The organism is Streptomyces sp. NBC_00620 (assembly GCF_026341825.1).
GTDB lineage: Bacteria > Actinomycetota > Actinomycetes > Streptomycetales > Streptomycetaceae > Streptomyces.
Genome location: NZ_JAPENY010000002.1, coordinates 2,490,055 through 2,504,997, shown reverse-complemented (window position 1 = coordinate 2,504,997; position 14,943 = coordinate 2,490,055). Strand labels below are relative to the sequence as shown.

Sequence of the window (14,943 nt, the reverse complement as noted above, 5' to 3'; positions counted from 1 at the left end):
CCCGTCAGCCCGAGACCGGAGGGGGAGGGTGCGTGGGTTCGCCCGCCGCCGGAATCTCCTTGATGGGTCCCCCGCTCAAGGGAAGCCGAGAGCGGGGGAGGCACTACCTGGAACATTGCGGCGCGGCGAGTATTGCGGCTCGGACGCGGTGAGACAGGCACCGTTTCCTGGTGGGGCCCCTGACTACTTGGGGCAGTACTGGGGTGCCTCGCTCAAGTTGTCCTTGGTGACCAAGAGAAGAGGAATGTTGGCAATTTTGTCAACCGCCTTGTCCTTGTCCAGCAGGGCGATCGTGTTCTTGACCGCGGTCTGGCCGATCGTCATCGCCGAGTTGGCCACGGTGGCGGAGAAGTCCCCGCTCTTGACGGCGGCCAGCCCCTCGTCGGTACCGTTGGTGGTCACGATCTTGACGTCCTCGGCGCCGGCGGCGTCGAACGCCTTGCGTACGGCGAAGCCCATCTCCTCGTTGGCGACGAAGGCGTAGTCCAGGTCGGGGTTGGCCTGGATCATGTTCTCGGCGACCTCCTGGGCCTTGACCGGGTTGAACATGCCGGGCTGGTTGGCCACCACCTTGGCGTTCGCCGGAAGGCCGGCCTTGAAGCCGCCCACGAGCAGGTCGGAGGCGGCGCCGGGGGCACCCGCGACGATGCCGACCTTCACGTCCTTGCCGGCGGCGTCCGTCCCGATCCAGCCGGCGTCCATGGCGCCGACCTTCTTCAGGTCGACCTTGGCGACGCCCAGGACGTCCGACATGTCGTCCGTGGCCACGGAGGTCAGGAAGATCGGGATACCGGCGGCCTTGGCCTTGGCTATGTCGCCCTCGAGGGCGTCGACGTTGACGGTCTGGACGATCAGCGCGTCCACATTGCGGGAGATCATGTCCTCGATGTTGGACAGCTCGGTCCCGGCGTCCTGCTTGGAGTTGGCCGAGTACACCTTGGCCCCGTCCGTCTTGGCCGTCGCCTCCACGGCCTTCAGCAGACAGCTGTGGAAGTTGGTGTTGGCGCCGTTGACGAAACCGAGGGTGACCGAGCCTTCGGCGGCGCCCCCGCTGTCGTTCTGCGTGCCGCATCCGGACAGGACCAGCGCGGCGGCGCCGACGAGGGAGGCCGCGGCGGCGATGGGGGTCCCCCCGCGCGAGCGATTTCGAGCGTGGGGGAGGTAGCGGGCGGTGGGCTTCATGGGGTTGGCCTTTCCTGCATCGTTGAAGAGAAGGGTGGTGACACGGGTGTGGGGGCGCGCAAAAGCTGCGGGGGATGCGCAAAATCGATGTGCGCTCCTGGTCGGCGCCGCACCGGCGGACGTCCCTGGTCGCCGGCGCCGAACGGCCTGACGCGGCGCTAGTGGCCCGGCTCGGACTTGCGCTGGAACTCGTTGACGATGGCTGCGACGAGCAGCACCCCGCCGGTCACGACGTACTGGTAGTAGCTGTTGACCTCGAGCAGGTTGAGGGCGTTGGCGACGACACCGAGCAGTACCGCGCCGAGGGCGGTTCCCACGACGGTGCCGCGGCCGCCGGCGAGCGAGGTGCCGCCGATGACCACCGCGGCGACGGCCGTCAGCTGGGTCTGCAGTCCGCCGGTGTTCGGGGCGGCGGCACCGAGCCGGGAGAGCAGCATCAGCCCGGCCAGGCCCGCGAGGCCGCCGGCGAGCGCGTACAGGGCGAGCTTGCGTCCGGAGACGTTGATGCCGCTCAGCCGGGCCACGTGCTCGTTGCCACCCATCGCGAAGGCGTCACGGCCGAAGGTGGTGAACCGCATGACCAGACCGATCGCCACGAGCACCAGCAGGGCCACGATCAGCAGGTACGGGAGGCCGAGGAACTTGGAGTTGCCCAGCGCGGACATCTTGTCGCCGATGGTGACGCTCTCGCCGTTGAGGACCAGCAGGGCGACGCCGTCCAGGAGCATCGCGGACGCGAGGGTGGCGACGAACGGCGCGACCCGGGTGTAGGTCACCACCAAGCCGTTGACCAGGCCTATCGCGGTGGCGAGCAGCAGGCTGAGGAGCACGGTGACGAACGTGGACTGGCCGCTGTGCAGCAGGGTCGCGCCCACCGACACGGTGACGGCCGCGTTGCTGCCCATGGAGAAGTCCATGCCCCCGGCGGTCATCAGCAGGGTGAGCCCGCCGGCGATCACCGCGGTCACGCTGATCTGCCGCAGCACGTTGATCAGGTTCTGGGAGGTGGTGAAGGAGTCCGCCTGGAGGGCGGTGAACAGCGCCACCAGGACGAGGACGACGATCAGTCCGCCGTGCGGGATCCGCAGCAGGGCCTGGGGAGTCAGGCGGGTCGCGGTGCGCTCGGGCGAGGGCGAGTCGGCCACGGCGTCCGGGGAGGCGGAGGGGGTCTTGAGGCTCACTGGGGTTGACCTCCGAGGGCGGTGGCGACGAGTTCGTCGCGGGTGATGTCGGTGATGGCGTGTTCGGCGACCGCGCGCCCCGCGCTGACGACGACGACACGGTCGGCGAGGCGCATGACCTCCTCGGCGGAGGAGGAGGCGAGCAGTACGGCCACGCCGCGTGAGGCGAGGTCGTCGACCAGGGTGTGGATGTCGGCCATGGCCGCGACGTCCACCCCGTTGGTGGGGTCTTCGAGGAAGCAGGCGACCGGCTCGGTCTCCAGCCACTTGCCCAGCAGGACTTTCTGCTGGTTGCCGCCGGACAGCGCGCCCACCGGCGGGTTTCCGGCGAGGGCGACCACTCCGTAGCTGCTGCGCCGGGGCGCGGCGCGGCGGGCGAGTTCGGTACGGCGGTGCAGCCTGCGGCGCGCGAAGCGGTCGTCGGCCAGCATCAGGTTCTCGTCAAGGGACATGCCCTGGACGAGCCCCAGGCTGCGGCGGTCACCCGTGACACAGCGCAGACCGCTGGCGAGCGAGGCCGCGACCCGGCCGAAGGGCACGGACCTGCCGTCGACGTGCAGTTCACCGGCGTCCGGGCGCTGCCGGCCGGACAGCAGGTCGAACAGCCGCGACTGCGCGTCACCTGCGGGTCCGAGGACGGCGACGATCTCGCCCCTGCGCACCTCGACGGTGAAGTCCTGGATGGCCCGGCCGTGGCTCAGACCCTGTACGACGAGACCGGCTTCGTCCTTCGGAGCGGGGCGCTCGGGTCGCTGCGAGACCACATCCCGGCCGACCATGCTCCGTACGAGCCCTGCCTGGTCCATCTCCGCGGCCGGTGCGCTGCGCACCACTCCCCCGTCCCGCAGGACGGTGAGGCGGTCGGCGACGGCCATGACCTCGTCGATGTAGTGCGAGATGTAGACGACGGCGACGCCGTCGTCGCGCAGGGTCCGCACCAGGGCACGGATCTGGTTGGCGGCCTCCGCACTCAGGCAGGCGGTCGGCTCGTCGAGGATCAGGATCCGGCCGCCGCGGCGGACCTCGCGGGCCACCTCGACCATGGTCTGTTCGGCGACGGTGAGTGAACCGGCCGCCCGCTCCACGTCGATGTCGATACCGAGTCCGGACAGCGCCTTCCGCGCCTCGCTCTTGACCGCCTTCCAGTGCACGGTCCCGCGTCGGGTGGGGAGATCGCCCAGCATGACGTTCTCGGCGACGGTCAGACCCATCGCCAGTTCCCGGCGCTGGGGCACGCAGGCGATGCCGAGCCGGCGGGCCTTGCGCACGGTCAACCCGGACTGCGTCTGCCCGTTGACCTCGATGGTGCCGCCGTCGGCCTGGTGGACCCCGGAGAGGATCTGCACCAGCGTCGACTTGCCGGCTCCGTTCATGCCCATCAGCGCGTGGATCTCGCCGGGGTAGAGGTCGAGGTCGACGCCCTTGAGCGCGGCCGCTCCGCCGAAGTTCTTGGTGACGCCTCGTACGCGGAGCACGGCCTCGGGTACCGCGCCCGCCCCGTCGGTGGCCGTGGGCGCGGCCGGTTTCCTGGGGGTCACGGCGGTACCTCCCTGCGTGTTCCGGGCGGTCGGGGCTGTCACGGCTGCGGCCGGTCGCCGTCGGAAACGACACGCCCGTAGCCGCGGATGTCCGGGAACGGGGGTTCCTTGTCGGCCTGCAGGTCCACCTGGAAGGTGTTCAGACACATGCCGAGCATGGTGAAGTTGCCGAGCGCGCCGATGGTGTCGACCAGGCCCTTGGAACCGAAGTGCTCGTGCGCTCGGGCGAAGGTCTCGTCGGAGACGAAGTGGTCCTCCAGGATCTCCCTGCAGAACTGGTAGAAGGCCTGGTCCGCTTCGCTGTCGAAGACCGCCTCGCGCTTCTCGGCGACGGCCTTGACCGCGGCCTCCGGGATGCCGGCCTCGATCGCCTGGTGCACATGCGCGTTCCAGGAGTACTGCGCGTCCCAGTTCCGGGCGGCCATCAGCAGCGTGAGTTCACGCAGGTGCTTGGGGAGGCTGCAGTCGAAGCGGGCGAAGGCACCGAGGGACTCCGCGCGTTCACACATCTCCGGGCTGTGCAGCCAGACCCGGAACGGGCCGCGTACGGCGCCGCGCCGGCCGGCGATGCGGGCGGCCAGTTCCTGCTGGCGCGGATCCATCTCGTCATCGGTGAGAACGGGGAGCCTCATGTGGCCGATACCTGCCTTTTCTTTCCGGCGTGTTTCAGGCACGTACTGGGAAGCCGTGCGACGCCGCCGACGGTACAGCCGGGTTCGAGAAGCTCACCCACCTCGGAATGCAAGGTAAACCTGCACGCCGGAGGGCACCCATTCACGGGGACGCGACCTAACGTCGTTCAGCGCACCACCGTGAACTGGAAAGGAACTCCGAGTGAGCACGATCATCAAGGCCGCGTCCGTCCGCCGGCTCGACCGAGGCGGCGCCGTTGTCACGACGCCGCTGATCACCACGACGTCGGCGGGCGGGGAGAACCGCATCACCAGCGGGATGAGCGTGTACCCGGTCGGTTCCGGGGCGCCCATGCACTCGCACAACTGCGATGAGCACGTGACGATCCTCGAGGGCGAGGCGGAGGTCGTGGTCGACGGTGAGGTGACGAAGCTGGAGCAGTTCGACACCACCTACGTTCCGTCACCGATTCCTCATCTCTTCAGGAATGTCGGTGACAGTCCTCTGCGCATCCTGTGGGTCTACACGTCGGGGATCGTGACGCGTACGTTCACCGAGACGGGCGTGACGGTGGAGCACCTCTCGGCTCAGGACCAGATGGGCTGAGACGGGTGATGCGGGGCGGGCGGCTCGTGCGGTGTCCTGGCGGTGACCGTAACCGGCCACGCAGGTTGTCAGCAAGATGTGACGCACAATTGTTGACCATGCTCGTCCACCATGGCCGTCCCGCCCCGCGGTACCGGATATGCCGAGGTCAGCGGCCGGTCAGTTGCGGGTCCACTGCTGGTTCGCTCCCCCGTTGCACGTCCACAGGTCGATCAGCGTGCCGTTGGCGGTGCCGTTGCCGAGCGCGTCGAGGCACAGGCCCGAGACGTTGTTGGTGATGGTGCCGTTGGTGTTGACCGTCCACTTCTGGTTGGTGCCGCCGTGGCAGTCCCAGATGACGACGCGGGTGCCGTTCGCGGTGCCGCTGTTGTAGGCGTCGAGGCACTTGTTGCCGTAGACCACGAGTTCGCCGCGCGAGGTGTACGTGAACGTCTGGTTCTGGCCTCCGCCGCAGTCCCAGAGTTCGGCCTGGGTGTTGTTGGTGATGGTGCTCTTGAAGAAGTCGAGGCAGCGCCCGGAGCCGGTGCCGACGATCGCCGTGCCGTTGGTGCCCGGGATGGCGCGGACGGCCACGGCGTCGATGTCGGGCGCGGTCCCGGATGTCCCGAAGGCCAGCGTGTTCGACCCCTTCGCCAGATGCGCCAGGACGGACACCGTGCGGTACGTGGTCGCCGAACCGGTGGGCGGCAGGGAGAGCGTCTGCGTGTACTGGTCGTTGACCTTGAAGGTCGCCTTGCGGGCCGTGGTACCGGAGTTGGCGTAGGTGACGTCGATCAGCTTCGTGCCCGCGTTGGCCACGGTGACGCCGGTGAACGTCGGTGTCGTGGCCGTGGTGGTGTCCTCGTACGTCGTCCCGGCGCCCTCCGTGCCGGAGACGGTGAGCAGGACGGCCTCCCCGGCGGGAACCGCGGCGGTGTAACTCGTCGCGTACGAACCGACGTTGGACGCCGACCACACGTTACGCACCGCGGCCGACGCCGTGGTCAGCCCCAAGTCCTGCCAGCGGGCGGTGATGTTGGCCGCCGCGGAGGTGCGGTTCAGGAGCAGGACCGCGCGCTTGCCGGTGCCGGAGAGGATCTTGCTGTAAACCTGCAACCCCGTGCTGTCCTCGGCGACTTCGACGCCCTGCAGACCGCGTGCGTCCTGGTCGATCGCGATGACCTCGCGGTTGGTGAGGATCGAGGCGGTCGAAGAACTCATGGTGGCAAGGTTGTTGCCCGCGAGCAGTGGTGCGCCGGCGATCGCCCACAGCCCCATATGGGTGCGGTTCTGCGCGGCGCTCAGACCGGTCATGCCGACCGTCATCATGTCCGGGTCGTTGTAGTAGCCGGTGTGCTGAGCCGCGGGGTGCAGGGACTTGTCGAAGTTGGCCAGAATGCTCGACATCGTCGGGTTGCTGGGCCAGAAGACGATGTCGGTGCTGGTGCGCCACATGTCACCGGTGCCCGCCGCCCAGTTCCAGGGATTGCCCGTGCCCCACTCGCACAGCGACAGCACGAGCGAGCGTCCGGTGACGGCGGTCGCGGCGGTGTTGGCGGCGCTGATCGCCTTGTACGTCGCCTCCTGGTCGAGGCCCTCCGCGTCACCGCCGCACCAGTCGACCTTGACGAAGTCGAAGCCCCAGTTCTGGAAGGCCTCCAGGTCCTGCTGGTTGTGGCCCTCCATACCGGTGTTGGGCGCGGCGGGCACGGTGTCCGGGGTCGGGTAGTAGTAGCCGCAGCCGTTCTTGCCGGCGTCGGTGTAGATCCCGGCCTTGAGGCCCTTGCTGTGGATGTAGTCGGCGATGGCCTTCATCCCGCCGGGCCACTGCTCGGTGTCGACGGTGATGTTGCCGGCACTGTCGCGGGTGCCCACCCACCAGCCCTCGTCGATGTTGACGTACTTGTAGCCCGCGGCCGCCATTCCCGATGACACGAGGGCGTCGGCCTGGGCCTTGATCGTGTCGAAGTCGATGATGCTCGCGAAGCTGTTCCAGGAAGCCCAGCCCATCGGGGCGGGGTTGACCCCGATCTGGTTGGTGCTGACGGCGGCCGGCTCGGCCGCGAGCGGCTCGGCCGACCGGCCCAGGCCGGCCAGCCCCGCGATGGCGAGACACAGGACGGCACACTGGACGACCGCACGTCTCAAGAGACGCCTGAGACGCGACGTGTTCGAAATAGTGGACATGCGGCTCTCCCTTGAGCGGTTTGTTCGCAGAGTCGAACAAAAGTCAACGAGACTCGCCATATGGCAGCGCCTCGTCACGAGCACGTCAAGTCCCTGAACCACAACTTCCGTTCACGTTCGGCCAACACATCCGGCGAAGGCCCCCGGAGAGCGGCTGAACTGCCGTCGTCACGCCCTCCAGAACACGCGATACCTTCCACGTGACACGGCCGTACTCGGGCCGGAACAGATCTCAAACGTCGGGAGAGAGCCATGCGCGACGGCGCGATGGTGGAGGTGGCTGCCGGAGTTCATCTGGTGCACGGCAGCAACACGAACTGGGTGATCCTGACCGAGGGCGACGCCGTCACCCTGGTCGACACGGGTTACCCCGGCGACCGTCAGGCGGTCCTGGCCTCCCTGGACGCTCTCGGTCACGCGCCCGAGGCCGTCACGGGCGTCCTCATCACGCACGCGCACAACGACCACCTCGGTTCGGCCGAACACCTCAGCAGCACGTTCGGCATCCCCGTCTACCTGCACGAGGCCGAACTGCCGCACGCGCGCCGGGAGTTCCTGCACCAAGTGAGCGTCGGCCAGGTGCTGCGCGAGGCGTGGCGGCCGGGTGTACTGCCGTGGGCGCTGCACGCCATCAAGTCGGGCGGCAAGAAGGACGTCCGGATGACCAGGCCCGAGCCGTTCCCCAGGAAGGGCCCGCTGGATCTGCCCGGCCGTCCCGTCCCGGTGCACACGCCCGGTCATACGGCGGGGCACTGCGTGTTCCACCTCCCGGACGCCGGGATCCTGATCTCCGGCGACGCGCTGGTCAGCGCCCACCCCACGTCACGGGTACGGGGTCCGCAGCTCCTGCCCGCGATGTTCGACGCCGAGCGCGAGCAGGCCTACGCGTCGCTCGCGGACATCGAGGCCCTCGCCGCGGATGTCCTGGTCCCCGGGCACGGTCCCATGCACCGGGGCCCCGTACGCGAGGCCGCGGGACGGGCACGGGAGCTGGCTAGCTGACGGGGGCCGGCCCGTCCGACTGCACCGCCGTCAGATAGGCCCGCAGTGCGTCCCGGTTGCGGGCCAGGCAGTCGATGCGGCTCTGGATGCGGTCGATCTCGTCGCGCAGCAGCCCGGCCGTCTCGGCGGTCAGGCATTCGGGGTGGAGGTGGATCTCGCCGGGGCCGGACAGAAACGGCAGGATGGCGCGGATGATCTCGGTGGTGAGCCCGGAGTCGAGCAGCCCGCGGATCTGCTGAACGCACTGGACGGCGGCGTCGCCGTACTCGCGATAGCCGTTCTCGCCCCGCGCCGGGTGGAGCAGGTTCTGCTCCTCGTAGTACCGCAGCATCCTGGTGGGGACGCCGGTCCGGCGCGACAGTTCACCGATCTTCATGGCTCCCCCTGGAGACCGAGCTTGCCTTCACACTGATGTGAAGGTTTCAGCATGGTCCCATGACCGTCGCCCCGCCCACCGGCAGCACGTCCACGCCTGCCGCCGCGCTCCCGCTCTCAGGGCTCCTGGCCCTGTCCACGGCCGCCTTCACCGCCGTCATGACCGAACTGCTGCCCGCCGGTCTGCTGCCTCGGATGGCATCGGACCTGAGCGTCTCGGAGGGGCGGGCCGGCTTCCTGGTGACCGGTTACGCGCTCGCCTCCTTCCTGGCCGCCGTGCCGCTCACCGCCGCGTTGCGCGGTCTGCCGCGCCGCCGGGTACTGATCGGCGCGCTCGTGGGCTTCGCCTGCTGCAACGCGGTCACCGCGCTGTCGTCCGCGTACGCGCTCACCTTCGCGGCCCGGCTCGCGGCCGGGGTGATGGGCGGCGTCATGTGGGCGATGCTCGTCGGGTACGCGGCCCGTATGGTGCCCGCCGAGCGGCGCGGCCGCGCCATCGCGATCGTCCTCGCGGGGATCACGCTCGCCCTGTCGCTGGGGGTCCCGGCGGGCACCGCGCTGGCCGAAGTCCTGGGCTGGCGCGCGGTCTTCGCGCTGTCGGCCTTCGGCGCCGTGCTGCTCGTGGTCTGGGTGCGCCGACGGGTTCCGGACTTCCCCGGTGAGGCGGCGGGCGCACGCGTGCCGTTGCACCGGGTCGCCGCACTGCCAGGGATCGCGACCGTCCTGTCCGTCACCTTGCTGCTGCTTCTGGGGCACCAGGTGATGTACACATACGCCGCCCCGTTCGCGGAGCATGTGGGGTTCGGCCACACCGGTCTTGTCCTGCTGGTGTTCGGGGTGGCCACTGTCGTCGGGATCTGGATCACCGGCGTACTGGTCGACACATACCTGCGACGGACGCTGCTGATGGCGCTCGCCACGATCGCGTGCGCCTTCCTCATCCTGGGTCTGTACGCGGGCAGCCCCGCCGTACTCCTCGTATCGGTGGCTCTGTGGGGCGCCGCGTTCGGCGGGGCACCGACCCTGATCCAGACCGCGCTGGTGGACGCCTCCGGCCCCGCCAACGCCGATGTGGCCACGTCGTTGCAGGCCACGGTGTACAACGCGGGCATCGCGGCCGGATCGTTCACCGGTGGACTCGTCCTGGAGGGTGCGGGCGCCGGGGCCCTGCCCTGGACTTCACTGCCGCTGATCGCGGCCGCGCTGGCCGTCGTGGCGGTGGGGCGCCGGCGGGCCTTTCCCGTGCGGCGCCTCACAGGGAGTTGGCCAAAGACGGCCGTCACCACCAACGGCACGTGTTCCTAGGCTGTTTCGTTCGGATCGTCGAGGCCGCCGGGAGGGGCGGGCGACGACCGATGAGTTTCTCCGCGATCAGCAGTCAGAGAACATGGTTGGTGCGCCGCAGCCGCAAGTGCGGACGGAACGCACACCGACCGAACCTGCCGAGCACCAGACACGAGACACCGAGGAACCTTAGATGCGCACCTTGATCAGCACCGCTTTCGTCTCCCTCGACGGCGTCGTGGAGGCCCCGGGCGGCGAGCCCGGTTACCGGAACTCCGGTTGGACCTTCAAGGACATGGAGTTCCTCCCCGAAGCGTTCGACATCAAGGGTCGGGAGCAGAAGGAAGCCACCGCGATGTTGCTGGGCAGACTCAGCTACGAGGCGTTCAGCCCGGTGTGGCCGGACATGGAGGAGTTCGCCGACTACAAGGTGATGCCGAAGTACGTCGTCTCCACCACCCTCACCGAGGACGACCTGGTTTCCAACTGGGGCGAGACCACGATCCTGCGCTCGCTCGACGAGGTCGCCGCGTTGAAGGAGACCGAGGGCGGCCCGATCATCGTCCACGGCAGCGCCGCCCTCAACCAGGGCCTGTCGGATGCCGGCTTGATCGACCGTTACCACCTGCTCGTCTTCCCGCTCCTGCTCGGCGCGGGCAAGCGTCTGTTCAGCGCCACGGACAAGGACACCCAGAAACTGAAGCTGGTCGAGCACGAGGCCTACGCCAACGGCCTGCAGAAGAACGTATTCGACGTCGTCCGCTGACAAGGCTCCCGCACTCGCCCTGCCGTCCGAACGAAACGCCCTAGCCGAGTTCGAGGGTGGTGACGCCGTACACGCGCTCACCCGCGAACGGCCTGACCGTACCCGTGTACATACGGGCGGTGTCGAAAGAGGGTGTGAGGCCGAACTCCTGGGCAAGCGCGACTCCGGCCGCGTTCGTTCCGGGGATGTCGATGGCGACCTCCCTCCCGGCGGCCTCGCCGGTCAGCGCGACGAACAGCGCCCGGGCGTCCTCGGCGGTGTCGGCGAACAGCGGGCCGATGCGCAGGGCGTCACGGCCCGGGCGGATCACGCCGTACCCGCTGAGACGTCCGTCGGTGCGGCGGACGAAGGCACGGTGGTCCGGGCCGCTCAGCCACGACTCCAGGAACCGCGGCCGGTCGGCCGGGTAGCAGGCGCTGTCGTACGCCGTGACGGCCGCGAGGTCCGTCGCCTCGGCGGGCCGGACCCCCGTCGGGGTCTCCCCCACGGGCGCGACTCCACCGAACCGGGAGGTGCGGTAAGCGAGTTCGAAGCCGGACTGACGGTATTTGTCCTGCTGCGCGACCACCCCGTCGAGACCGACGGTCCGACCGCCGGCGTGCGCCAGGGCAGTCTTCCAGGTGGTGATGCCGTAACCGCGTCCGCGCAGGTCGGGGCGTACGAGGTAGAAGCCCAGGAAGGCGTAGTCGGCGCCGTAGTTGACGACCGAGACGGCCGAGACCGGTTCGCCGCCGAGCCGCCCGATGAAGAACCCCTCCGGATCCTGGGCGAAGAAGCTCACGCTGTCGGACAGACCGGGATTCCATCCCTCGTCCGCCGCCCATCCGCGGACCACTTTCCACTCGTCGAGCGAGGCCTGAGTGACGACGAGGTCTTCGGGTCCCGGAGTGGTCATGCGGGTGCTTCCTTTCGTCGGGGTGGCGTCGCGGGCTGTGGTTACCGTCCGCACCTCGGCAATTCTTCCCGATCTCCACGGGATCACTGGCGAAAACCGCGCTCATAAGGTTGACGCTCATGAGCATCAACCACGTGACTTTGCGCCCGGTGGCCGAGGACGACCTGTCCGTCATGGAGCGGTTCCTCATGGAGCCGGAGACGGCCGAACCCTTCCAGTGGTTCGGCTGGTGGGACATCGGGCGCTGGCGGCGCCAGTGGGCGGAGAACGGTCTGATCACCGAGGATTCGGGATATCTGATGGTGGTGCGTGACGACGAGCGGCTGGGATTCGTCGCCTGGCGGAAGATCGTCTCCAGCCGGACCACTCACTACTGGAACATGGGTATCGGGCTGCTGCCCGAGACACGCGGCAAGGGAGTTGGCACCGAAGCCCAGCGGCAACTGGTCCAGTACCTCTTCGCCCACACGCTGGTGATACGTATCGAGGCCGATACCGAGGTGGACAACATCGCCGAGCAACGCGCCCTGGAGAAGGTCGGGTTCACCCGCGAGGGCGTGCTGCGCAGTGTCGTGTTCCGCGACGGTCACTGGCGCGACGGCGTGCGGTACGGCATCCTCCGCGGCGAGCTGGGCTGAGGAGTCGTCAAGGCCCCACCGGTCACGAGTCCGGTGGGGCCTTCCGCTCTTGCCGGGCCCTGGTCAGCGAGTGGCGGCGGGCCGGAATCGCCGGTACAGGACGGCTCCGCCCAGGACCAGCGCCGCGCTCCCGGCGATCGCGGGCGCCATCTGGTCCGCGCCGGTCTGAGCGAGGGAGGCCACGGGCCCCGACGGCGTGCCGGGAGGCGCGTACTGCGCCTTGGCGGGCGGTGCGGACGGCTTCGGCGCGGGCTTGACGGGGCGGTCGGGCCGGCCGCCGGAGGTGTTCGTGGACTCGTTGCCGACGGCCGCGTTGCCGATGCCGACGACGCTCACGGAGTTGCCGGTGACGTTGACCGGGAGATGCACGGGAAGCTGCACGCCGTTGCCCGAGAGCACACCTGGCGAATCCTTTCCGCTGCTCTGCGCGGCGGCACCTCCGCTGCCGTTCTCCACCGCACCGCCCTGCGTTCCACCGGGCGCCTCGGCCCCGCCGCCGCCCTCGTTGGCACAGCTGTTGCCCGCCGCCGGGTTGAGGACCCCGACGACGTTCACGGTGTTCCCGCACACGTTCACGGGAACGTGCACCGGGAGCTGGATGGTGTTGCCGGAGATCAGCCCGGGCGAGCCCGCCGCGGTGCCGTCCGCCGCGGAGTCGGCGTACGCCGGCATGGTCACGGCCATCGCTCCCGAGGCGGCGGCTGCTGCGATCAATCCATTTCGGGTAACCCGTTTCATAGGGTCCCTGCCTTCCAGACATGGTCGCGGGCGGTCGCCCGCATGCCATAAAACGCGAGAGAACCATCCGAGTTATGGCTAATCGGTCTTTCACCCCATCGAGCGTCATGGTTATCGAACTGGTGAGGCGGCTCGTGCGAGGGCCATCGGCGCTTGCGGAGCGTACGGATCTGCCCCGTGCAAGGCGCGCAGGGTAAGGCACCGCGGCCCGTTCCGCTCGCCCAGAGGCGTCCACCGGGACCCGCCCTTATCGTGAGCGAGGGGGCAGCCGGGCGTCCTGGAGGCATGCATGCTGTCCGTGCACCAACGCTGCGCGTTCGCCGGAGCCACGACCGTGACGCTGGCCCTGCTGGTGGCCGGACTGCCTTCGGCGGCGAGGGCCGCCGACACACCAGACCTGTCACGCTTCTACGGCCAGCGCATCAAGTGGGCCGCGTGCGAGGGCTACGGCATGCCCGAGGACCTGCAGTGCGGGAAGGTGACCGTCCCGCTGGACTACGCGAACCCGGGTGACGGAACGCTCGACGTGGCGATGGCCCGCTACCGCGCGACGGGAAAGTCGAGGGGTTCGGTGCTACTGAACTTCGGCGGGCCCGGAGGCGCGGGAATCCCTCAACTCGCCTTCGGAGGTGAGGACTTCATGCATCTGACGAACGGCTACGACGTGGTCACCTTCGATCCCAGAGGCGTCGGCCAGTCCTCGCCCGTCAGTTGTGGCGAGGGCGGCGACGAGTACTACGGCACGACGGACGGCACCACCGACAGCGGCGATCCGCAGGCCGCCCTCAAGGCGTTGCGGAAGACCGCCGACGAATGCGCCAAGCACTCGGGACCCGTGCTGGCCCACATAGGCACGGTCAACGCCTCCCGGGACATGGACGTGATGCGGCAGGCGCTCGGCGACAAGAAGCTCAACTACCTCGGCTTCTCCTACGGAACGCGTCTGGGCGCGGTGTACGCGGCCCAGTTCCCCAAGAAGACGGGCCGGTTGGTCCTCGACGGCGTGGACACGCTCACCGAACCGCTGTCCGAGCAGGGACTGGTGGGCGCCGCGGGCCAGCAGACCGCGCTGGAGGACTTCCTCACCTGGTGCACCAAGGATCTGTCCTGTCCGTTCGGGCAGGATCCGCGCAGCGCCCGAAAACAGGTCGTCCAGCTCGTCGACTCGCTCGACGCGGACCCGGTTCCGGCCGACTTCGGCCAGGAGTTCTCCGGCCAGGACCTCGTGGGCGCCATAAGTCAGGCCCTGTACAGCCGCCAGATGTGGCCCACGCTCGCGCAGGCCCTCAACTCCCTGCTCCAGGACGGCGACACCCGCTGGCTCATGCAGTTGTCGGGCGGCGCGGCCCTCCCCGACACCGCCGGGAGCACCCAGCCGGGCGGACCGGCGGTGGCACCCCGCAAGGACGACGAGCTGACCGTGACGGCCAGCCCGGACGGCGGTCTCGTCGACCCGGTGGACGTCCCCATCGACAACCTCCCGGCCGCGCTGATGGCGATCAACTGCGCGGACGACCCCGACCGGCCCACCGCCGACCAGGTCACCAGGGAGATCGACTCGCTGCGCGCCGAGTACGCGCAGGTGTCCCCTGTCTTCGGCGAGTACCGGCTCACCCAGGTACTGACGTGCTACGGCCGCCCCAAGGGCACCGACTACATACGCGACGAAGTACGCGACGTCGACACCCCGAAGATGCTCCTCGTCGGCACCCGCGGCGACCCCGCCACTCCGTACCGCTGGGCCCTGGAGACCGCCGAGCGGCTCGGCTCCTCGGCGGTCGTGCTGGACAACAAGGGCGACGGACACACCGGGTACGCGTCCTCCGAGTGCGTGCATCAGAAGGTCGACGACTTCCTGCTGTACGGCTCCCTGCCGGACAACGGCAGCTCCTGCGGGCCGCCGGACTCGGGCGACTGAACCCGGGGGCGAGGATGCACC

14 protein-coding genes are annotated in these 14,943 nt (G+C 69.1%); 6 read left to right on the top strand and 8 right to left on the bottom strand.

Annotated elements, in window-relative coordinates:
- Positions 1-183: 183 nt before the first annotated feature.
- The 4 genes from OG246_RS30510 to OG246_RS30495 all read right to left on the bottom strand — a co-directional run bounded on the left by OG246_RS30510 (position 184) and on the right by OG246_RS30495 (position 4,503).
- Positions 184-1,182: a sugar ABC transporter substrate-binding protein gene (locus tag OG246_RS30510; protein WP_266470345.1), complete on the bottom strand. Its 999-nt coding sequence runs from the start codon at positions 1,180-1,182 to the stop codon at positions 184-186.
- Between the two features lie 158 nt (positions 1,183-1,340).
- Complete coding sequence (locus tag OG246_RS30505; RefSeq protein WP_266470343.1) at positions 1,341-2,363, bottom strand: ABC transporter permease; 1,023 nt, start codon at positions 2,361-2,363, stop codon at positions 1,341-1,343.
- Positions 2,360-3,901, bottom strand: a complete 1,542-nt coding sequence (locus tag OG246_RS30500) for a sugar ABC transporter ATP-binding protein (protein ID WP_266470341.1) — start codon at positions 3,899-3,901, stop codon at positions 2,360-2,362. The genes OG246_RS30505 and OG246_RS30500 overlap by 4 nt, the downstream gene beginning before the upstream one ends.
- A gap of 38 nt (positions 3,902-3,939) precedes the next feature.
- Positions 3,940-4,503: a carboxymuconolactone decarboxylase family protein gene (locus tag OG246_RS30495; RefSeq protein WP_266471026.1), complete on the bottom strand. Its 564-nt coding sequence runs from the start codon at positions 4,501-4,503 to the stop codon at positions 3,940-3,942.
- A 232-nt stretch (positions 4,504-4,735) separates the two neighbouring features.
- Here OG246_RS30495 and OG246_RS30490 point away from each other — a divergent pair, with 232 nt between their 5' ends.
- Positions 4,736-5,140 carry a cupin domain-containing protein gene (locus OG246_RS30490; protein ID WP_266470339.1) on the top strand — a complete coding sequence of 135 codons (405 nt, stop codon included), beginning with the start codon at positions 4,736-4,738 and terminating at the stop codon, positions 5,138-5,140.
- A 159-nt stretch (positions 5,141-5,299) separates the two neighbouring features.
- On the opposite strand, the gene OG246_RS30485 is transcribed toward OG246_RS30490, so the two are convergent.
- Positions 5,300-7,306 (bottom strand): RICIN domain-containing protein, encoded by a 2,007-nt coding sequence (locus OG246_RS30485; protein WP_266470337.1) that lies wholly within the window; start codon positions 7,304-7,306, stop codon positions 5,300-5,302.
- 252 nt (positions 7,307-7,558) lie between these two features.
- Here OG246_RS30485 and OG246_RS30480 point away from each other — a divergent pair, with 252 nt between their 5' ends.
- On the top strand, positions 7,559-8,308 hold the full coding sequence (locus OG246_RS30480; protein WP_266470335.1) for an MBL fold metallo-hydrolase: 750 nt from the start codon (positions 7,559-7,561) through the stop codon (positions 8,306-8,308).
- On the opposite strand, the gene OG246_RS30475 is transcribed toward OG246_RS30480, so the two are convergent.
- Positions 8,301-8,684, bottom strand: a complete 384-nt coding sequence (locus OG246_RS30475; protein WP_266470334.1) for a MerR family transcriptional regulator — start codon at positions 8,682-8,684, stop codon at positions 8,301-8,303. The genes OG246_RS30480 and OG246_RS30475 overlap by 8 nt on opposite strands.
- Positions 8,685-8,743: 59 nt before the next feature.
- Between OG246_RS30475 and OG246_RS30470 the strand changes: the two genes are divergently transcribed.
- The gene (locus OG246_RS30470; RefSeq protein WP_266470331.1) at positions 8,744-9,988 is read left to right on the top strand and encodes an MFS transporter; all 1,245 of its coding nucleotides are present in this window, start codon (positions 8,744-8,746) and stop codon (positions 9,986-9,988) included.
- A 172-nt stretch (positions 9,989-10,160) separates the two neighbouring features.
- On the top strand, positions 10,161-10,733 hold the full coding sequence (locus OG246_RS30465) for a dihydrofolate reductase family protein (RefSeq protein ID WP_266470329.1): 573 nt from the start codon (positions 10,161-10,163) through the stop codon (positions 10,731-10,733).
- Between the two features lie 40 nt (positions 10,734-10,773).
- On the opposite strand, the gene OG246_RS30460 is transcribed toward OG246_RS30465, so the two are convergent.
- Entirely contained in the window at positions 10,774-11,628 is an 855-nt protein-coding gene (locus OG246_RS30460; protein ID WP_266470326.1) for a GNAT family N-acetyltransferase, read from the bottom strand.
- A gap of 119 nt (positions 11,629-11,747) precedes the next feature.
- Here OG246_RS30460 and OG246_RS30455 point away from each other — a divergent pair, with 119 nt between their 5' ends.
- Positions 11,748-12,266 (top strand): GNAT family N-acetyltransferase, encoded by a 519-nt coding sequence (locus tag OG246_RS30455; protein WP_266470323.1) that lies wholly within the window; start codon positions 11,748-11,750, stop codon positions 12,264-12,266.
- Between the two features lie 63 nt (positions 12,267-12,329).
- Here OG246_RS30455 and OG246_RS30450 read toward each other — a convergent pair whose 3' ends face one another.
- The gene (locus OG246_RS30450) at positions 12,330-13,004 is read right to left on the bottom strand and encodes a chaplin (protein WP_266470320.1); all 675 of its coding nucleotides are present in this window, start codon (positions 13,002-13,004) and stop codon (positions 12,330-12,332) included.
- Positions 13,005-13,293: 289 nt separating this feature from the next.
- Between OG246_RS30450 and OG246_RS30445 the strand changes: the two genes are divergently transcribed.
- Positions 13,294-14,922 (top strand): alpha/beta hydrolase, encoded by a 1,629-nt coding sequence (locus tag OG246_RS30445; RefSeq protein ID WP_266470317.1) that lies wholly within the window; start codon positions 13,294-13,296, stop codon positions 14,920-14,922.
- The last annotated feature ends 21 nt before the right edge of the window (positions 14,923-14,943 follow it).